The following is a 19479-nucleotide window of genomic DNA, read 5'->3' as shown; positions in this document are numbered from 1 at the left end:
CGTGGGTTGAATTGTCGATGCAAGCCTCATGGCATGCGCTCGTGCAGTGAGGCTTGTCTCGTGTCGAGGCCGTTCGGGTTCAGCGCACCAACATGTCGTTGATCTGGACCACGTCGGTGATACTCAGCGCGGCCGTGTCGCCCTTGAGTTGCATCAGCGCGACGATGGCGCTATAGCGGGCGGCCAGCAAATCGCGTTGCGAGGAATACTGCGCATCGATCGCTCTGAGGACGTCGCTGGCCGTCCGACTACCCACCCGGAAGCCGACCCGAGTCGCCGCCAGCACCTCTCGCGATGACGCCACGAGATGCGTGAGCAGATCGATTCGCGTGCGCCCATATTGATAGCGGCTGTAATCGTCACGCGCCGCCGCCTCGGCGTCACGCGAGGCGCCTGCAAGACCCTCTTGCGCCTTGTCTTCCAGAGCAGATGACGCCTTTACCTTTGCCTGCGTCTCACCGCCGGAAAAAACCGGTATCGAGATGGCGAGCATGCCTGTGGTTGTCGTCGTGGGACGCGAGTAGCCGGATGCCGCGCCCGCCGGGGTATAGCTTCCGGTCAGGTAAACAGACGGCAGATGCGCCGAGGTGGCCTTGCTCACCTCCATTCTGGCAATCTGCCAATCCAGTTGCTTCAATTGGACCTCAAACGCGTGATCTTTCGCCTGGCCGGCCCACGCGTCGATGTCCTCAGGCTGCAGGCGCGGCATCGGCAACGAGTCAGGCAATCGCGCGAGCGTCTCGAACGGCACGCCCGTGGCTTGCTCGAACGCCCGGCGCCTGGCTGCCAGCGTATTTTCAGCATCCATCTGTTCGAGCGCCACCTTCTCGCGCGCGGTCTGGGCGTCGCGCAGATCGATCAGCGTCGCTTCCCCACCGGCTTTACTCCGGTTGATCAATTGAAGTTGCTGATCGACCGCGCTCGCGTATTCGCTGACGCGCCGCAGTTCGTCCTCGGCGACCAGCGCTTCAAAATACACGCGCACGGCCCGCAGAATCGCGGCCTGTTGCGCAGCGTTCAATTCGACCGTGCCGCGCGCTTCGACATAATCCGCCTGCTTGTAGGTGCTCCACTTCGTCCAGTCGAATAATGGCTGCGCAATATTGATGGTCCATCCCGACTGCCAGTATGTGGTCTTCGGAAAACCATCGGCCGCTATGCTGTTATAAGTGCGTCCCCAACCCGCCGAAATCTGCGGCAGCAGGCCGGCGCGCGCCTGGGGAACGGCCTGCTGTGCCGCCGCGTAGCCGGCGCGTGCCTGCGCAAGGGTGGAGTCGCGGCCTAGCGTCTGTTGCGTGACCGTGAGAAGGTCCGTTGCGAACGCGGGGCTCGCAATGGCACACGACAGGCCGGCGGCCAGGCGCGCGAGGCGGAACTCAAACATAGGTCGGCTCCGGCAAACGGTGCGCGTGATCAGGCGTCTCGGGCACCAGCGCGCCGTCCATCAGTCGATATCGAACATCGAACGCGGCGGCGAGGGACCGGTCGTGTGTAATCACCACGACCGTACAGGTCAGCCGGCGCAGCAAGGCGGCCACGTGCTGCACCGAAGCCGGATCGAGATTGGACGTCGGCTCGTCGAGCAGCAGGAGACTGCGGCCCTGATAGAGCGCGCGCGCCAACAGCAATCGTTGCCGCTGGCCCGCCGAAATGTTCGCAATCGTGTCGCTAATCACCGTGCGTGTGCGCATCGGCAGGCGCATGACGTCCTGCAACAAGCCGACGTCTTCGAGGAGCGCATGCACGCGATCTTCGTCAATACTCGCAGCAAACAACGTGATGTTTTCGGCGATCGAGCCGTGCAGAATCAGATCCCCCTGACGCATGTGCGCGGCGTGCCGCCGGATCTCGTCGACCGTCAGATTGGGCCACGCAATGCCGTTGAGCGCGATCTGGCCTTCCTGGAGCGGCTCGGCGGCCGACAGCAGTTTGAACAACGTCGATTTTCCGGCGCCCGAAGGCCCCGTAATGGCAATCTTGTCGCCGTGCCGGATATCAATACTCACATCGCGTAGCACCGGCTGGTCGGACACGCCGTAGCGAAACGTGACATGGCGCACTTCAATACGCTCGAACATGCGTATCTCGGTCACACGGTTGCAGTCGGCAAGCGGCGTGTAGCGCTCTTCTTCACACTCGACGATGTCCGCCACCCGTGCGGTCGGCACGCTCAGCATGAAATACGCAAACGCACCATTGACGGCGTGGGCAAGACGCTCGGACATGAGCGACTTGTAGATCAGAAACGAATAGAACACGCCCACGGATACCGTGCCGGCCAGCATCAGCCGCGCGGCAAACCAGGTGATCGCAATCGTGTCCGCATACTGGACCAACTTGAGGATGGCGTCGCGAGCGCTGGTCAGCCGGTTACTGGTCAGCAGCGCCGCGACATATTCCTTGTACTTGATCATGAAGAGCGCCGTGCGGCGCGTTTCTCCCTGAGCAAGCTTGATCAGGCTCGCTGCCCGGATCGTCTCGATCAACGCATCGTCGCAGCGTGCCGACGTCTCGAGCACGAGCGCATGGTTGTCCCGCATGCGGGCGAACATGCCCAATGCGACCGCAAGATAGACGATGAACATGCCGAGAGCGACGGCCGTCAGCATCCGGCTTTGCACGAGCATCAGCGCGAGTGCGAGCGTCCCCACAGCGACATCGATGCACATTGCCGTCACGGTTCGGGTCGCATGCACGCTGATCTCGTCCTGCGCCTTGATGCGCGCAAAAATGTCGCCGACGTGGCGCTTCTCGAACCACGACATCGGATTGCGCAGCAGATGACCGAGCAAACCTTCGGTCATGTTGATTTGCGTAAGCTGATGCAGCAATTCGACGAGACGAGTCTCCACGTACTGGCTGAGCGCACCGACCGCGAAGATGCCGGCAAACGTCAGAACAAGCACGCTCAGCAGATTGATGTTGTCCGCCGATACCACATAATCGAGCACGAGGTTGCCGAGATAGGGCATGGCGAGGATCGCGAACTGGCTGCCCAGTGTGACGAACAGCACTTTCGCCAGTTGCTTGCGCAGTGCGGGGTTCAACGCCCGTACGCGGGCAAGCGCGCCGGGCACCTGCGACTTCGCGCGAATGCGCGGCATGGAAGGCGTAGCGGAACATTCGAGCAGATAGCCCGACACACTCGCCACGAACGTATCCATGGACACGCGCCGCCGGCCGCTGGCTGGATCGACAACCTGAACATAGCCATGGCCGCATTTCTCGAACACCACGAAATGCGCGCCGCCAAAGTGAAGAATCGACCCTCGCTTGACCGACGGCAAATCCGCCACGTCGAACCGGTAAGCCTGCACGGCGAGGCCGAATTCGGTCGCCACGTCGTACAGGTCCATCAAGGACAGACCGTTCGCCGAGATCGGCCTGAAGGCTGACAATTCGCGCACCTCGGTTGCGCGGCCAAGATGCGAGAGCACCATTGCCAGGCAGGCATAGCCGCATTCCGCGACTTCGTTCTGATAAATCGTTCGCACTGGGCCCCCTGATTAGCCTCTGATCATGCGGAAAAGCGGCGCCAACACCCATTCGGCAATCGTTCTACGCTCGACGACGATGCTCGCCGTAGCGCGCATACCGGGCAAGATGTCGAAATGCTGCTTGCCGTAGTCGAAGGTCTTGCCCCGTAGCGTCGCCCACGCCAGGTAGTCGCCGTCTCCGCCGCCTTGAGCGGCGAGCGAGCCGGGCATGCCCGGAAGCGAGGGGGACGACTGCATCGTCGTGTCCGATATGGCGTCGATGCGTGCTTCGTAGCTGCCGAATTTCGCGTAAGGAAACGCGTCGAATTTGAGCCGCACGATCTGGCCTTTTTCGACGAACCCGCGACGGCGCGACGGAATGCGCAGCGCCGCCCGCAATGCGCCCTTGTCGTCGGTCGCAATCACGAGCGCAACGTCGGACGCCTCCAGCGTGTGGCCCGTCACGAGTTTCGAAAACGTGACGACCCCGGCTTGCGGCGCCGAAATTGTCGCGTCCTGGCGCGACTGTTCGAAGCGCATCCGGATTTCCTGAATGCCTTGTTCGTGCCGCGCGTCGTTCTCTTTCAGCTGCGCGTTGAGGTCGATCAGCGCGCCGTTGAGCGTCGACATCTCGCCGCGCAACTGTTCGCGGCGCGCCAAACCTTGGGCGATGGAAACCTTGACCTGGTGTTCATCGGCACTCGCCTGCTCGATACGATCCGCGGTGACGTAGTCCGACACCGACTTGAGCCGCACGAGTTTCTGCTGCGATTCGTCGGAAAGCTGGCGGTTCTGGGAAATCTGTTCATCCAGCGCAATGAGCTCCGCTTTACGGCTCGAACCCGTCAGCAGCGAAGCATCCCGCTGTGCGGTCAATTGCGCCTTGCGTTGGGCGTATTGTTCGTCTGCGACGCGAATCTGTTCGTCGCGCATTTGCGAGTCGAACACGGTGCGCTGACGGCCGTCACTCGACAGCGACAGGTCACGCTGCAGCGTGAACAAGGGCGCACCGGCTGCCACGCGCTCCGACGGGCGCACGTATACCGAGGTCACGAGTCCGCTCAAACCCCGTACCTTCACTTCCGATGGCGACACGATTTCGCACTGCACGTCCTGCTTGAGTTCCACTTCATGCAGGAAGCCGAAGCCGACGGCAACCACCACGATCGCCGACGCGGCATAGGCGATCCATCGCCAGGAAATGTCTTTGTACTGCGGGATACTGGTTGGGTCCATGACTGTCCTGCCGCCTCTCTGCTGGAGACGAGCTGTCTTTTCTAGCGGTGACTGCGTGAGTTATCTGACTGGCGCGAATGCGTACATTGAAGGATGTCCGGCGGCCAACGCACGTGCATAGTTGTCTCTTAACGCCTGCTCGATGCAATCGGCGAGACGTTGAGGCGCGTCGCGTTGCGCCAGTTCGAGCGGATCGAATACGAAAGCGCCAAAACGCCCATGCTCAAAGCGCAGATAGAACGGCAGCAGCAGCGCGTCGAGCGGCGCGCCCATGCGAAATACGCCGTTATGAATCCGCGCCGGACGGCCGAAAATGGAAACGCCGACGGTCTCCATGGGATACCCGCTCAGCGTGAACGGCGGCGCATCCGAAAACAGCACGACGACACCGTTGCGTTTGAGCGAGCGCGCCGCGCGCAAACCCAATCCGCTGCGATTCGTTTCGCTATAGGTGTGGAGGATGTCGATGTGCGGAATCATCGCCTCATCGCTTCCGTAGATATTCTGCGGCACACCCGATACGACGCCGATCGACGCAAGTCCGAGCTGTTTGCGCAGTTCGTCGACCAAGTAGATGTTGGCGTATTGCGAGACGTAGTGAAATGGCGAAACGATGACTGGCCGATCAGGCGCCGCGGCCTTCACCTTCCTGATGATCTGCGCCAGCACGGTCGCGGCACGCTGCAAATCCGGCCACGGTTCCGCGCGATTGCGCTGGCGGCCAAAATGAAGCCGTTGATCGATCAGTTTCTCGAGCATCCTGCCCGGCAGCACCCGGCGATTGTCGAGATGGTCGAGCTTCAATACGTCGCGCCCGACTTCCCGCCGCTCGATACCGCTCCAGCGGAGCCTCGCATTGAAGCGACTGCGCACATACCAGGCGGTCATTGCAAGCGGCTCGATCGCGCGCAGAGGAATGCGCGCAAGGCAAGCGCCTTGTAGCCGGTCGCGGCTATGTCTCGCGCCGCGCCTGAAAGCGGCAGGCAACTCGCGCAACGCTTTGAATAACCGCATGCTCGTTCCTTCGTCACGGTGATACAGCCGTTCCACGGGAACGCCATGATTCGTTGTCCGGACGCGAAGCCCGATCTTGAACGACCGGGCTTCGCGAGACGGTGAGCGGGCAATCAGCCCGTCCTTACACCGTTATTGCGACGCTGCTTAGCTGCGCGCGACCGGCTTGGCTGCCGGAGCTGCTGCCGGCGCCGCGGTCGGTGCTGCGGACTTCGATGCCGAGCTTGCCGGAGCACAGCAGCACTTGCAGCAGCCGCCGGCGATTTCCGATTGAGCCAGTGCATTACGATCGATCTTTTGCATTTTCTTGCCTTGTGATAAAAAATATAAAATTAGGATAACTACAACTTCTACATCTACTTCTAACTACGCCCTGCAAAACATGGCTTTGCCTCTTGCGAAGCTCGGCCAATCCTTGAATTCTTCAGCCACCCGGTCAATCCTGTAGGCGCGCTCCCGGGTGAAACTAGTGATGCCCGTTCCCACGCTCGACATCCGACCATGAGACAACCGCATTGCGTGCATACACCTTCATGGGCACTGCATTCATGAACAACATCAGCCGTTCCGCCCCTTCTGTCTGGTCAACCGTTGCGACATTCGAAGCAATGTTGTCGCTCGCAGACTGGCGCGTCACGACTACCGCATTCAACGGCGGCGCTGGCTCCAGGCTGGTTGGCTCAACCTTGCTGTCGGGCCGAGCGCTCTGAGGACCGACTTCAATCGGATCCGCGCTGCCGGGCAGCAGGTGCGGCACGGCCGCATGGCCGGGACTGCCCGCGCTCAGGTCCGGGTTCGCCGACGCGCCGGCGTCCAGGCCGCCCTTCGGTTGGAGGGTGTCGGCTTTGTCTTCTGGTGCTTCGGTAATCGTGATGCCTTCTCTGCGAGCAAACACCGAGCCCCGAATGTTCGCCGCCACCTGCGAATAGCCGGAACCGCCACTCGCGCTTGCTCCGAAAGTCGCGTAGGGACTGTGGTACTGGACATTGCCGCCACCGATGCTCGAGCGCTCCGAGTGCGTCCCGTACATGCCGTACTTCAGTTCATCCGCAGCACCCGCGGAACCAGCAAGGATTGCCTGCTCGGACCAGTTGGCGTGACTGTCATGCATCAAGCCCGCCGACAGCAGCGGAGCATGCTCCGCCTTGCCAAGCGGCACGGAGACGGTGGCGAACAACTGGTTGCTCATGGGTCCGGTCAAGCCGGTGCGCTGCCGCGAAGCCGATACGGTGTAATTCAGATTCGCATTGGCCACGCGTACCGCGCCGAAGTAGCCAATCTGAAACTCCGTTTCGGATCCCGAATGGTTCCAGTAGTCCGACGTCGAGCCGACCACATAAAGCGTACCGGCAGCGCCGCCGAGGCGCTGGTTCAGCGCAATCTGCATCTGGCTGCGCCGATGTCCGACGCCGTTTACGCCGGAACCCGCCGACGCCACCTCGCGTGTAAGCAGCGCGTCGCGCAGCGAGAGGAAGCCGCCTGATGAGTAGCCATACGCGGCGATCGAAACGTTCGTATTCGTCGGCTCGATGAACTTGCTATAGCCGATGCGCAGGCTTGCACCACGCGTGCTTTGCGATTGCGGCGCGTCGGCCTGAGCCGCCGAGATGTCGGCCGACAGCGCGCCGATCGGCGTGCGGATCGCCGCACCGATCAAGCCGGACAGATAACCGTCCGCGGCAACCGCCCCGCCGTAGCCCGTTACCGAACCGCTGAAGCCGTGCTGGATCGTGCCCTGCAGCATCGCGTCGTGGCGCTTGATCTGCGGGTCACGCGCCACACCACCGGCGACGCTGAATCGCGTCGAGTCCCGACGCAAAAGCGGCACGGCCGAAGGGTATGGCACGGTGAAACTGTGCTGACTGCCGTCGGCTTCCGTCACGGTGACAAGCAGATTGCCGCCATAACCGGTTGCCGCGACGTCGTTGATTTCAAACGGCCCCGGCGCAACCGTGGTTTCGTATAAGCGGTTGCCGTTCTGCGTCACAGTGACTAGCGCATTCGACATTGCCACCCCGCGCACCATCGGCGCATAGCCGGACACGACCTCGGGCACCGCGCTATCGACGCTCTCCACCTTTACGCCACGCACGCCGATGCTGTCGAACACAGCGCCGTCCGTGAACTGGTCGCCAAGAGCGAGCCGGGTTTTCAACGACGGAATGTCTCGCTGCAGGTAAGTCGCGATATTCTGGTATGACGTGCCTCGCCCCGTCATGGACTGGACCGCACCGCGCTCGTGCACTTGCCAACTGCCGATATTGACGCCTGCGTTAAAGCCAAAGTAACGCTGTGTATCCGCCACCCCTTGCCCCGAGGTGCGAAACGTATTGAACGCGTAACCAAGCGCCGCCGACGGACTTTCCGCATGCGCGGTTACGAGCGATTCACTCCCGGGCGCCGCCTGTCCCGACTCCATAGCGGAAGCATTCGCGCCATCGTCACGCTGATCGTTGAACTGCGCACCGGCGCCGGTGATGGTCTGCGCATGCCCCGGCGCCCACACACAGGCGCCGAGCGCACCGAACATCAGCGCATGCGTGCGCCGCCGCGCTCGTCTGCTCAATCCTCGGGTGAATTCGGAATGTCTTTTTGCCGCCATTTCAACTATCAACGTTTGTTCTGCGCGCGGCGGTAGGCACGCGGCAACGTGTGAAAGTATCCGCGTTGACGGTCTCGTCAGCTATACGATTTCACTGAGAAAAAGTCGGAACTTTCCCAAAGATGTCGTAGGAATTACGGGCGATACCGGCGACGGAAGGAATGGACATCCACCGAGCGAAGGCGTCTGTCGAGGTGGGATCAGCGCGGCTCAGAAGCGAGCGGCGAAGTCGCGACACGAATGCGTCGCGACGCAAGTTGGGGAACGTTGTCGATCGCTAGAAAAGCTAACTGGAATAGCCGCTGGAAATGGCCCGCCGCATGCGGCCCGCGCCTAAAGCGCGAGAACCGTCACACCCACTTCCACCCGGTGCGCGCCGCCGCCGAGAATCATCCCGCGCAGCAAGGACACGTCGCTGTAGTCGCGGCCGATCGCAAGCGTCACGTGATCCACATCGGCGAGCACGTCGTTGGTCGGATCGAGATCGATCCAGCCGCTGCCGGGGCAATGCACCGACACCCACGCATGGGAAGCGTCCGCGCCGATCAAACGCGGCTGCCCAGGCGGCGGATCGTTGCGCAGATAGCCGCTCACGTAACGCGCCGGCAATCCCAGCGAGCGCAAGCAGCCGATCATCACCTGCGCGAAGTCCTGGCACACGCCGCTCTTCAGTTCGAAGGCACGTTCGGCGGGTGTATCGAACATCGTCGCGGAAGGTTTGTAGGTGAAGTCTTCGTGAATGCGATGCATCAGATCGATCGCGCCCGCTGCGATGGGCGTGCCGGGCGGAAAGCTCGGCAATGCATAGGCGCGCAGCGACGGCCGCGGCACGATGTTCGGCGACGCGAAACAGAACTCCACCTCGGGCCGGAACTGGCCGCCGACGCGAAACCGCAGCGCGTCGGACACGTCGTCCCATTCGGGCGTCGCCTCGGGATCGAGGTCGGTCCAGCGCGGCGTGAGCGCCACGGTAGTTTCGCTGACGAGTTGCAAGCGCTCGTGCGGCGCATCCAGCGCGAAATAGAGGACGTCGTTGCCGAATGCGTCGATGCGGCTATTCAGATACGACGGCTCGGGTTCGATCGTTTCGCTGTGCGACACCACGCGCTGCCACGCGCAGGCGATCGGCCGGATTGTCGCGAGATGCTGCGCGGTCTCCACATACGTGGAATAGCGATAAGTCGTGCGATGCGAAACGGACAGCACGGTCGGCGCGTTCTTCATGACCACACCTGCGAAGCGACGGTGCTGGCGTGACTGAAATAGCGCGCGCTGATTTCGTGGGCGGCCGCGCCGGCATAAGCGCCGATCTGATCGCATACCGCAATCAGATTGGCATAGGCGCCGTCTTCGTCGACGGTACACAGCGATTCGAGCGAAGGCAACGAAGCGGCGGGCGCCATCAATTCCGCGAACGGACGATGCCGCGTGCTGCCCGCCGCCACCGCGATCTCGTCAAGTTTCTTGCGCAGACGCTCGTACACGCCGTAGATGCCGCGCGGATTGGTCGGCTCGATGACCAGCAGGTCGAGCAGCGCCGGCACCTCGAAGCGGCCAGGATAGAGCGAGCGATACGTGAGCGTGCTGTCGAACAACTGCAGCAGCAGGTCGAAGCCGGCGGGCGTGGAGAGTTGACCTTTGTCGGCGACTACGCGCAGGTACGACGTCATCGCCGACACGCGCTCGATGTGACGGCCCACGAACAGGAGACGCCACGCTTCGTCGCGTGTCATGCGGTCGCCCTGTGCGCCGCTGATCGCCGACAACTGCACCGACAGGCGTTCGAGCGCGTTCATCAGCGTGACGCGATCGTAACGTTCGTAGCGCTCGCCACGGCCGTTGCCGTTGCCATTGCTATTGCCGTTGCCTTGCGATCCCCCACCGCTGTACCCAGGAGCGGGCATCAGTGTCTGCAACGCGTCGCGGAAGTCGTTGCGCGCCGCGAGAATCGTGCGCCAGTGATCGTTCGACAGACGCCCGCGCACTTCCCCGTTCGAGCGAGCCTGGCAGTTCAGGTTCTGGCCGATGCTCGCGGCGCCGGTGCTCTCGCTCAGATTGGCGACCAGCGCGCGCTCGAAAGCTTGCGGCGAATGCGGCGAGAACATGTCGCCGGATTGCACGAGCCCGCAATGCATGGCGAGTTCGACCAGGGTCGGAAACATCGCGTCGGCGTCGTTGCCTTCCAGCGAGCCGAGAATCAGGCGCAGCAGCCGCACGTTGTTTTCGGCGCGCTCGCCGTACCGCCCGGCCCAGAACAGGTTTTCCGCCGCGCGGCTCGACACGGTGCGGTGTTTGCGCGCGAGGTCGGCGGGCTGCATCGGCGAAGGCAGCAACGTGAAGGTCGAAGTCGGCTGGCTCGACAGCACCCACGTATCGACGCTGCTGCCGCCATACTGCATGGACACCGTGGTCTGGCGTTCGGCGGCGAGGCGGGTGAAACCGCCCGGCATTACATGCCAGCCGCCGTTGACGTCCGCAATCGCATAGACGCGCAGAACCGACGGACGGCGGCCAATGGTGCCGTCTTCGTAACGCGGCGTGCAGGAAAAACGTTGCGCCTGCTGGATCGTGTAGGTGTCCGGCATGGCCTCGATACGCTCGCGCCACGCCGACAGGCGCTGCCTGCCCTGCTCCACGCCCGGCGGCGCATCGCGCCCGGCGACCGGCCACGTCGGCACGATGAACGCTTCGTCGAGGCGCGCGAAGGCATGATTGCGCGCCGCCTTTTCGCCGCACCACCATGTTGGCACGCTCGGCAGCACGAGGTCTTCGCCGAGCAGCACTTCGGCAATGCCGGGCAGAAAGCCGTGCAGGGCCGGCGATTCGACAAAGCCCGAGCCCGGCACGTTCGAGACGATCACATTGCCCGCGCGCATCACCTGCAGCAAACCGGGCACGCCGATGCTCGAATCGGCGCGCAGCTCGACCGGGTCGCAGAACGCGTCGTCCAGACGCCGCAGCACCACGTGCACGCGTTCGAGACCGGCGAGGGTCTTCAGATAGAGCTTGTCGTCGCGCACCGTCAGGTCTTTGCCTTCGACCAGCGTCACGCCGAGATAGCGCGCCAGAAACACGTGCTCGAAGTAGGTTTCGCTAAACGGCCCCGGCGTGAGGAAGGCGATATGCGGCGAACGGTCGACGCCTTCGCCGTCGTCCCGCATGGTGGCCTGCGCCGCCTGCACGAGGGTCGCGATCAGTTGCGAATAGGTCGGCGCGAGCCGGCTTACACGCAAGGCGCGAAACGGATCGGCGAACAGCGTCGACATGATCAGGCGGTTTTCCAGCGCGTAACCGAGCCCGGACGGCGCCTCGGTGCGATGCGCCATCACGGTCCAGTCGCCGTTGGGCGTGCGCGCCAGATCCACCGCGACCACCTGCAGATACTGGCCGCCCGGCGGCGTGAAGCCCTTCACCGAGCGCAGATAGCCGGGATGGCCGAACACCAGCGCGGGCGGCAATTGCCCGCGCTCGAGCAGGGTTTGCGGCCCATAAATATCGGCGACGATCGCGTTGAGCAGATGCGCGCGCTGCGTCACGCCGCGCTCGATATGCGCCCACTCGTCCTCGCTGATCAGGAACGGCAGCAGGTCGAGCGCCCACGGCCGCGGCTCGCCGTTATCCGCGTAGACGTTGTAGCTGATGTCGTTGTCGCGGATCTGCTGCGCGACCGAGGCGAGATCGTCGTCGAGCCGCGCGATGCCGACTTCGCCCAGCCGCTCGAAGAACTGCCGCCACGGTTCGCGCAACGCGCCCGAGGCGTCGCGCAACTCGTCCCAGTGTCCCTCGTGGGCCGGCAGCAGGCGCAACAGGGACGAAGCGTCCGCGCGCGCCGCGGACGTTTCGAAGGGAAAAGTCGATTGAAAGGCCAAGGTCGTGTCGTTTTAAGTGTGTGCTGGTTTTACCAGTAGCGCAGATCCAGTGTGAAAGGAAACTCCAGACTGCGCTGAGGTGCATCGACCGTGAGCGGCCCCGGCGTGTGTCCCGTCGCGAAGAAGCGCGCGCGCCGCCGGCTTTCCGCCTCATAGGCGTTGATCGGGAAGGTCTGGTAATTGCGCCCGCCCGGATGAGCGACATGATACTGGCATCCGCCCACCGAGCGGCCACTCCATGTATCGACCAGATCGAAAGTGAGCGGCGCGTCCACGCCGATGGTCGGATGCAGCGCCGACGGCTGCGACCACGCGCGAAAGCGCACGCCGGCCACATATTCGCTGACGCGGCCAGTCGGCTGCAACGGCACCGGCACGCCGTTGACGGTCAGCACATGGCGGTTGTCGTTCAGGCCGAGCGCACGCACTTCGAGCCGCTCCACCGACGAATCCACGTAACGCACTGTGCCGCCCGCCGAGCCCTCCTCGCCCATCACATGCCACGGCTCGAGCGCGTTGCGAATCGTCAGCGAGACGCCGTTCACCGTCGTTTCGCCGACCAGCGGGAAGCGGAATTCGAAGTGCGGCGCGAACCAGCTGCTGTCGAAAGCGTAGCCCGCGTGGTTCAGTTCGCCGAGCACGTCGTCGAAATCCATCTTAACGAAGGTGCCGAGCAGGAAGCGGTCGTGCAACTCCGTGCCCCAACGGGTGAGCCGCTGCGTGTACGGCGTGTGCCAGAAGCGCGCCACCAGCGCGCGCAGCAGCAGTTGCTGCACCAGACTCATGCGCGCGTGCGGCGGCATTTCGAAGCCGCGCAATTCGAGCAGGCCGAGACGGCCGGTCGGGCCGTCCGGCGAATAGAGCTTGTCGATGCAGAACTCGGCGCGGTGCGTGTTGCCCGTCACGTCGATCAGGATGTTGCGCAGCGACCGGTCGATCATCCACGGCGGCAGGCTCGCGCTTTCGCGGCCGCCGAGCATGTCGATCTGCCGCTGCAATTCGCGAAACGCCACTTCGAGCTCGTAGACCTGGTCGTTGCGCGCTTCGTCGACCCGCGGCGCCTGGCTGGTCGGTCCGATGAACAGCCCGGAAAACAGATACGACAGCGATGGATGGTTGTGCCAGTAAGCGATCAGGCTCGCCAGCAGGTCGGGGCGGCGCAGGAACGGACTATCCGCGGGCGTCGCGCCGCCGAGCACGAAGTGATTGCCGCCGCCGGTTCCGGTGTGGCGGCCGTCGGTCATGAACTTCTCGCTGCTGAGATAGCTCTCCGCCGCGGACTGATACAGATACTCCGTGTGGTCGACCAGTTGCTCCCAGTTCGCCGCGGGATGAATGTTCACCTCGATCACGCCGGGGTCCGGCGTGACCTGCAGCACTTTCAGGCGCGCGTCACGCGGCGGCGGATAACCTTCGAGCACCACCTGCATGCGCAACTCGGCGGCCGTCGCTTCGACGGCGGCGAGCAGGTCGAGATAGTCGTCGAGTTCGGTGAGCGGCGGCATGAACACATGCAGCAGCGTCCGCCCGCTGCCGAACGCTTCCGTTTCGGCTTTTGGACCGGCTGCCCGCTTCGGGTCGCGCGCTTCGACGCAAATCGCCGTCCGGATCGTTTCCTTCGACGACTGCCCGCGCGCCGGCACCGCCTCATCGCCTGGCTGACGTGCATAGGCCAGCACACCGCCGCCCGGCATGCCGCTCAGCAACTCCGCCGCCGACGTCGACAATGCCGCCGCGCGCCGCGCATCGGCGGGGCTCATGCCGCGTTGCTCGCCGTCGTATTGCATGCGCAATTGCGCGGCCGAACGCAACGGCACCGGCGGCGCGAACGGGTCGTGCGCGTGCTGATACGGGTAGTCGGTCTTCGACACCCACGGCAGCGAATCGAGCGGCAGCCGATAGCCCATTGGCGAATCGCCCGGAATCAGGAACATGCGCTCGTCGCGGAAGAACCAGCGGCCGCTGACCCACTTCGGCGCCTCGTGCGGCACCTCGCGTTCGCGCGCGAGCGGCAGCACGTAACCGGTCGCGCCGCCCAGCCCCGCGTCGAATACGCGGCGCAGACGCACGCGCTCCAGTTCGTCGTCCAGCCGCGCGTCGAGTGGATCGACGTTGACCGGCAGACGGCGCTCGCGCCACAAGTAGTACCAGACGTCCTCAAAGCCGGGCTGGATGCAGTCCGCGTCGAGCGCGAGCTTCGTCGCCAGATGCGCGAGGAAGCGTTGCGCGTCGGCAGCCGTGTAGGTGCCGGGCTCGCGCTCGTCCGCGAACAGCGCGGGGTTGTGCCAGCACGGCTCGCCGTCGGCGCGCCAGTACAGCGACATGGCCCAGCGCGGCAATTGCTCGCCCGGATACCACTTGCCCTGGCCGATATGCAGGAAGCCGTTCGCGCCGTAGCGCGCGCGCAGCTTTTCCATCAGCGCGACCGCGTAGCCGCGCTTGGTCGGGCCGAGCGCGTCCGTGTTCCATTCGGCGGCGTCGCGATCGCGTACCGAGACGAAGGTCGGCTCGCCGCCCATGGTCAGACGCACGTCCATGCCGGCGAGTTGCTGGTCCACGTGGGCGCCCATTTTCAGCACGTCGGCCCACACGGTTTCGCTGAACGGCTTGGTGACGCGCGGCGTCTCCAGCACCCGTTCGATCGACATGGTGTGTTCGAACTCGACCTCGGATTCGTCCACGGCGCCGGAGATCGGCGCCGCGCTGCCCGGCTCGGGCGTGCAGGCGACGGGGATATGCCCTTCGCCCGCCAGCAGCCCGGAGGTCGGATCGAGGCCGATCCAGCCCGCACCCGGCAGATACACCTCGCACCACGCGTGCAGGTCGGTGAAATCGACCTCGGTGCCGCTGGGGCCGTCGATAGATTTGACGTCGGGCGCGAGTTGCAGCAGGTAGCCGGACACGAAGCGCGCCGCCAGCCCCAGTTGCCGCAAGGTCTCGACCAGCAGCCAGCCGGAATCGCGGCACGATCCCGCCGCGCTCACGAGCGTTTCCTCGGGCGTCTGCACGCCCGGCTCCATCCGGATCAGGTAGCGAATCTCGCGTTGCAGCCGCTGATTCAGGCCGACGAGAAAGTCGGCGGTGGCAGCCGGCGTGCGGTCGATACTCTTGACGAATTCGGCGAAGCGCGGCGTCATCGGCCGCTTGACGAGGTACGGCGCGAGTTCCAGCGCGAGGCCGGGTGAGTATTCGAACGGAAATTGCTCGGCCGAGGGCTCCAGAAAGAAGTCGAACGGGTTGTAGACCGCCATTTCGGCGACCAGATCGACCGTCACCTTGAATTCGCGCGTCTTCTCGGGGAACACCAGCCGCGCCTGATAGTTGGCGAACGCGTCCTGCTGCCAGTTGATGAAATGTTCGGCCGGCTCGACCCGCATCGAATACGACAGGATCGGGGTCCGGCAATGCGGCGCAGGCCTGAGACGCACGACCTGGGGCGACAGTGAAACCAGCCTGTCGTAGCGGTAATGTGTGACATGATGCAACGCGACGCGTATGGACACACCGGACTCCTGGACGAAGGATGGCAGCCCGCCAAAAAGCAAGCTTCATGCCGTTTATTGAACAAGTGCGAAAAACCGCCTGAATTGCCCGTACTGCCCGGATCACCGCCTGCGATGAACTTTGCCGCGCCTGGCCGACCGTCCGGTCGATCGAACCGAGCACCCTTTCTCCTGCCATCTCCAAGGTCGCGCACCAAAGCGGCGCAACGCTGATGCACGATCATGCACGTAATGTGCGTTAAACCAGTGACGTCTGGCAAATGCGGCATGAAGATTGCGGCAGCTGTTCGCTCATGCCCGCCCTCCACCTCCCAGGCTCGACCGATGAAAACCTTCCACTGCAATCACTGCTCGCACCTCGTGTTCTATGAAAACGTGCGTTGCGAACGTTGCGAGTCATTGCTCGGCTATGTACCTGAACTGGCGGAAATCAGCGCGTTCGAAGACGCCGGCGAAGGACGCTGGCGCAGCCTGCATCCGGGCGCCGACGGTGCGCTGTTCCGCCAATGCCACAACTACGCCGTCGAAAACGTCTGTAACTGGATGATCCCCGCCGACTCGCCGGACGTGCTGTGCCGCGCCTGCCAGTTGACCTTGACGATTCCGAATCTGAGCGCGCCGGACAATCGGCTCTACTGGTATCGGCTGGAAATGGCCAAACGTCGCCTGCTGTACACACTGGCCGAACTCGGTCTCGACGTGAAGTCGCGCCAGGCCGACCCGGAACATGGCCTCGCCTTCGAATTCCTCGAAGACGGCGGCGACGGTTCGCGCGTCATGACCGGCCATGATAACGGCCTGATCACGCTGAACATCGCCGAAGCCGACGACGCCTACCGCGAGAAAGTCCGCACCGCGATGGGCGAGCCGTACCGGACCTTGCTCGGCCACTTCCGGCACGAGACCGGGCACTACTACTTCAGCCAGCTCGTCGAGAACAACCCGCGCTGGCTCGAACCGTTCCGCAAACTGTTCGGCGACGAAAGCATCGACTACGGCGAGGCGTTGAACGCCTACTATCGCGACGGCGCGCCGGCCGACTGGCAGGCGTCGTATATCAGCGCGTATGCCACGATGCATCCTTGGGAAGATTGGGCCGAGACGTGGGCGCATTACATGCTGATCGTCGACGTGCTGGATACGTCGACCTCGTACGGCGTTGCGCTGCTGCCCGACGATCCGAGCGAGCCGACGCTGACCGATCGCACGCCGGTGGAAGACGCCAGCTTCGAGAATCTGATGAAGCGCTGGTTTCCGCTTACCTATGCACTGAACAGCCTGAACCGGAGTCTTGGCATGCCGGACGGTTATCCGTTCACGCTCGCCGCGCCGGTGGTGGAGAAGCTGCGCTTCGTGCATCGCGTGATCGGGGCGGCCGGCGACAAATCTGTGCCGCGCGAAGCGGCAACGCCGCCGGGGCAGGCCGTAGCTTCGCAAGCGCCGGCACAACCGGTGGAGGCCCCGCCGCCGCAGTTGGAACCCGTGGCATCCGAGTCACCGTTGCAGCCGGAGCCCGCCGCCGTCCAAACAACCCCGGCAAAGCGGGCCACGCGGCGGCGCTAGGCGCGCTCTCGCACCGCATCGGCTCAAAGGCCTCTTCAAAAGCCTTTCTCAAAATAAGACTCTTCCTAGATGCATCCCGGTCGAATTCTTTGACAATCGGATTCCGTTGGCGACACACGCAGTCAGTGGACATCGCCCGAACTCGGCGCGGCGCGCGTCCCATCACGCGTCGCAATCCGCAGTGGGTCTCACGCCCCGTCGCCCGCCTTCCTGTCATTGAACACGACGCGCATGCGGAACACCGCATGCCGTTCACTCTCGACCGTCACCATGAGCACAGAATTCTCCCTCGATCGATTCGAATCCCAGATCCAGTCCCGTGACTACGATGCCGCGCACGAGGAGTTCTGCGCGCTGCTCAAAACGCTCTGCGAAAAGCGCGGCACGCTCGGCGGCGAACGCTTTGCCCGCAGCAGTCCGAATTCGCCCGGCGACGAAGCGTCGCAGCGCACCTTGCAGCGCATCGCCGATGGATTCACCGCGCTGTTTTCGGCGCCCGAGTACACGCTCGCCGCGGAGAAAATGAACATCCTGTTTTGGGGGCGGCCATGGATCAACATGATCTTCGCCGTGTCGTCGTATGGATCGACCGATCACATCGTCCGCACGCTGCTCGACGCCGCGCACGACAACAACGACAACAACGCCGCGCGCGACGTATTGACCCGCAAGCAACTGGTGCTCTACACGTCGGGCTCGCAATACGATATCGATTTCGCGGATCTTCATCGATGCGACCCGGTGCTCGCGACCAGCCTCGGCATTTCGATCGTCAGCGCGGCTGTGCATATCTCGCCCGCCGCGCACGAAAAACGCGAGCGGCTGCTCGACTGGTTGCCGGGCGCGCTGGACAGTATCGAAGACCTCGACGACTTGCCGACCGCCGCCGTGTGCGGCGCTTACATGCATTGCAGCTATTCCACCTCGCCCGATCGGCACGCAATCAAGCGCAGCATCAACAAGCTGGTTCGCAAGAAACTGGCGACGCTCGGCCTGCTCGACCATGAAGCCAACGTCCCACGCACGCCGGCCAAACGACCCGATAAGAACCGCAAGCCGGTGATGCTGGTGGTTCTCGAATGGTTCACGGGCGGCCACTCGATCTACCGCACCCATTCACGCACAATGCTCGCCGCGCGCGAGCATTTCGAAGTCGTCGCGTTCGGCGAGGCGCAGCATGTGGACGAAACAGGGCGCGCGATTTTCGATCGCTTCGTCGAATTCGAGCATCCGGAATACATCGGCGATTGCATCCGCCAGATCCAGGCATTCGCCACGCGCGAGCAACCGGATGTGCTTTATATGCCGAGTGTCGGCATGTTCTCGCACACGATCTTTCTGTCGAACCTGCGCGTCGCGCCACTGCAGATCGCGGGTCTCGGTCATCCGGCGACGATGCACGCGGCGCATATGGACTACGTGAGCGTCGAAGAAGATTTCGTCGGCGACCCGGCGTGCTTCAGCGAAAAAATAATCCGTTTGCCGAAGGATGGCCAACCGTACGTGCCGTCGAAACTGCTCACCGAAATCGTGCCGTCAATTCCGGCGCGAGGCGACATCGTCAACATCGGGGTAACGGCCAGTGCGATGAAGATCAATCCGCACTTTCTCGAGACCTGCAAGGCGATCGTTCACACCGCTCGTGTGCCGGTCAAATTCCATTTCATGACATGTTGGAGCGAAAGCATCGATCTGGCGTACGTCAGAAAGTCGATTCACGCGACGCTGCCGCAATCGAGCGTGGACGTGTACGGTTCGCTCGACTACCCGACGTATCTAAACGTCCTCAACACGATGGACATGTTCGTGAGCCCGTTCCCGTTCGGCAACACCAACGGCATCGTCGATTCGTTCACCATGGGCCTGCCCGGTGTCAATCTGTGCGGGCGCGAAGTATTCGAGCATATCGACAGCGGCCTGTTCGGGCGCGCCGGCTTGCCGTCGTGGCTGACCGCTCACTCGACCGACGAGTACGTGCGCGCCGCCGCGCGGCTCGCCGAGCAGCACGATGAGCGGGAGGCGCTGCGCCGGCGCCTGATCGACGGGAAAGCCGTCGAACGTATCTTCGCGGGGCGTCCCGAGGCGTTCGGCGAGGCCGTGTTGGCGGTGCTCAACAGTCTCGACAAGACGTAAGAAACGAATCCCTTATCAACTGACGGGCCGCGACGGAACATGTTCCGGCGCCGGCCGGGGGTGTATATAGAGCGTGGAGCCCC

Annotated in this window: 10 protein-coding genes; 2 read left to right on the top strand and 8 right to left on the bottom strand. The window is 63.5% G+C overall.

Translation table 11 applies throughout. The features are described from left to right. Positions 1 to 79: 79 nt before the first annotated feature. From P0D70_RS15195 to P0D70_RS15160, 8 genes are all read right to left on the bottom strand, one after another. Complete coding sequence (locus tag P0D70_RS15195; RefSeq protein WP_408185106.1) at positions 80 to 1384, bottom strand: TolC family outer membrane protein; 1305 nt, start codon at positions 1382 to 1384, stop codon at positions 80 to 82. Then, complete coding sequence (locus P0D70_RS15190) at positions 1377 to 3494, bottom strand: peptidase domain-containing ABC transporter (protein ID WP_408185105.1); 2118 nt, start codon at positions 3492 to 3494, stop codon at positions 1377 to 1379. Before P0D70_RS15190 ends, P0D70_RS15195 begins: the two co-directional genes overlap by 8 nt. A gap of 12 nt (positions 3495 to 3506) precedes the next feature. After that, the gene (locus P0D70_RS15185; protein WP_408185104.1) at positions 3507 to 4712 is read right to left on the bottom strand and encodes an HlyD family secretion protein; all 1206 of its coding nucleotides are present in this window, start codon (positions 4710 to 4712) and stop codon (positions 3507 to 3509) included. Between the two features lie 60 nt (positions 4713 to 4772). Then, on the bottom strand, positions 4773 to 5726 hold the full coding sequence (locus tag P0D70_RS15180; RefSeq protein ID WP_408185103.1) for a lysophospholipid acyltransferase family protein: 954 nt from the start codon (positions 5724 to 5726) through the stop codon (positions 4773 to 4775). Positions 5727 to 6192: 466 nt separating this feature from the next. After that, complete coding sequence (locus P0D70_RS15175; RefSeq protein ID WP_408185102.1) at positions 6193 to 8292, bottom strand: fimbria/pilus outer membrane usher protein; 2100 nt, start codon at positions 8290 to 8292, stop codon at positions 6193 to 6195. 369 nt (positions 8293 to 8661) lie between these two features. Next, positions 8662 to 9552 carry a transglutaminase family protein gene (locus P0D70_RS15170; protein WP_408185101.1) on the bottom strand — a complete coding sequence of 297 codons (891 nt, stop codon included), beginning with the start codon at positions 9550 to 9552 and terminating at the stop codon, positions 8662 to 8664. Continuing rightward, positions 9549 to 12197: a circularly permuted type 2 ATP-grasp protein gene (locus P0D70_RS15165; protein ID WP_408185100.1), complete on the bottom strand. Its 2649-nt coding sequence runs from the start codon at positions 12195 to 12197 to the stop codon at positions 9549 to 9551. Before P0D70_RS15165 ends, P0D70_RS15170 begins: the two co-directional genes overlap by 4 nt. A 29-nt stretch (positions 12198 to 12226) precedes the next feature. Then, entirely contained in the window at positions 12227 to 15700 is a 3474-nt protein-coding gene (locus P0D70_RS15160) for a transglutaminase family protein (protein WP_408185099.1), read from the bottom strand. A 324-nt stretch (positions 15701 to 16024) separates the two neighbouring features. Here P0D70_RS15160 and P0D70_RS15155 point away from each other — a divergent pair, with 324 nt between their 5' ends. Together P0D70_RS15155 and P0D70_RS15150 are read left to right on the top strand one after the other, a co-directional pair. Further along, the gene (locus tag P0D70_RS15155) at positions 16025 to 17263 is read left to right on the top strand and encodes a zinc-binding metallopeptidase family protein (RefSeq protein ID WP_408185098.1); all 1239 of its coding nucleotides are present in this window, start codon (positions 16025 to 16027) and stop codon (positions 17261 to 17263) included. Positions 17264 to 17533: 270 nt separating this feature from the next. Next, the gene (locus tag P0D70_RS15150) at positions 17534 to 19396 is read left to right on the top strand and encodes an adhesin (RefSeq protein WP_408185097.1); all 1863 of its coding nucleotides are present in this window, start codon (positions 17534 to 17536) and stop codon (positions 19394 to 19396) included. The last annotated feature ends 83 nt before the right edge of the window (positions 19397 to 19479 follow it).

This window comes from Paraburkholderia sp. RL17-381-BIF-C, assembly GCF_046026435.1.
Taxonomy (GTDB): domain Bacteria; phylum Pseudomonadota; class Gammaproteobacteria; order Burkholderiales; family Burkholderiaceae; genus Paraburkholderia.
The sequence above is the reverse complement of the archived record's forward strand: the minus strand, read 5'-3'. Positions and strand labels throughout refer to the sequence as shown.

Excerpts from the sequence above, each read along its gene's own strand:
- P0D70_RS15185 (WP_408185104.1), bottom strand. The coding sequence starts at position 4,712 with ATGGACCCAACCAGTATCCCGCAGTACAAAGACATTTCCTGGCGATGG.
- P0D70_RS15180 (WP_408185103.1), bottom strand. The coding sequence starts at position 5,726 with ATGCGGTTATTCAAAGCGTTGCGCGAGTTGCCTGCCGCTTTCAGGCGC.
- P0D70_RS15195 (WP_408185106.1), bottom strand. The coding sequence starts at position 1,384 with ATGTTTGAGTTCCGCCTCGCGCGCCTGGCCGCCGGCCTGTCGTGTGCC.
- P0D70_RS15155 (WP_408185098.1), top strand. The coding sequence starts at position 16,025 with ATGAAAACCTTCCACTGCAATCACTGCTCGCACCTCGTGTTCTATGAA.
- P0D70_RS15170 (WP_408185101.1), bottom strand. The coding sequence starts at position 9,552 with ATGAAGAACGCGCCGACCGTGCTGTCCGTTTCGCATCGCACGACTTAT.
- P0D70_RS15150 (WP_408185097.1), top strand. The coding sequence starts at position 17,534 with ATGAGCACAGAATTCTCCCTCGATCGATTCGAATCCCAGATCCAGTCC.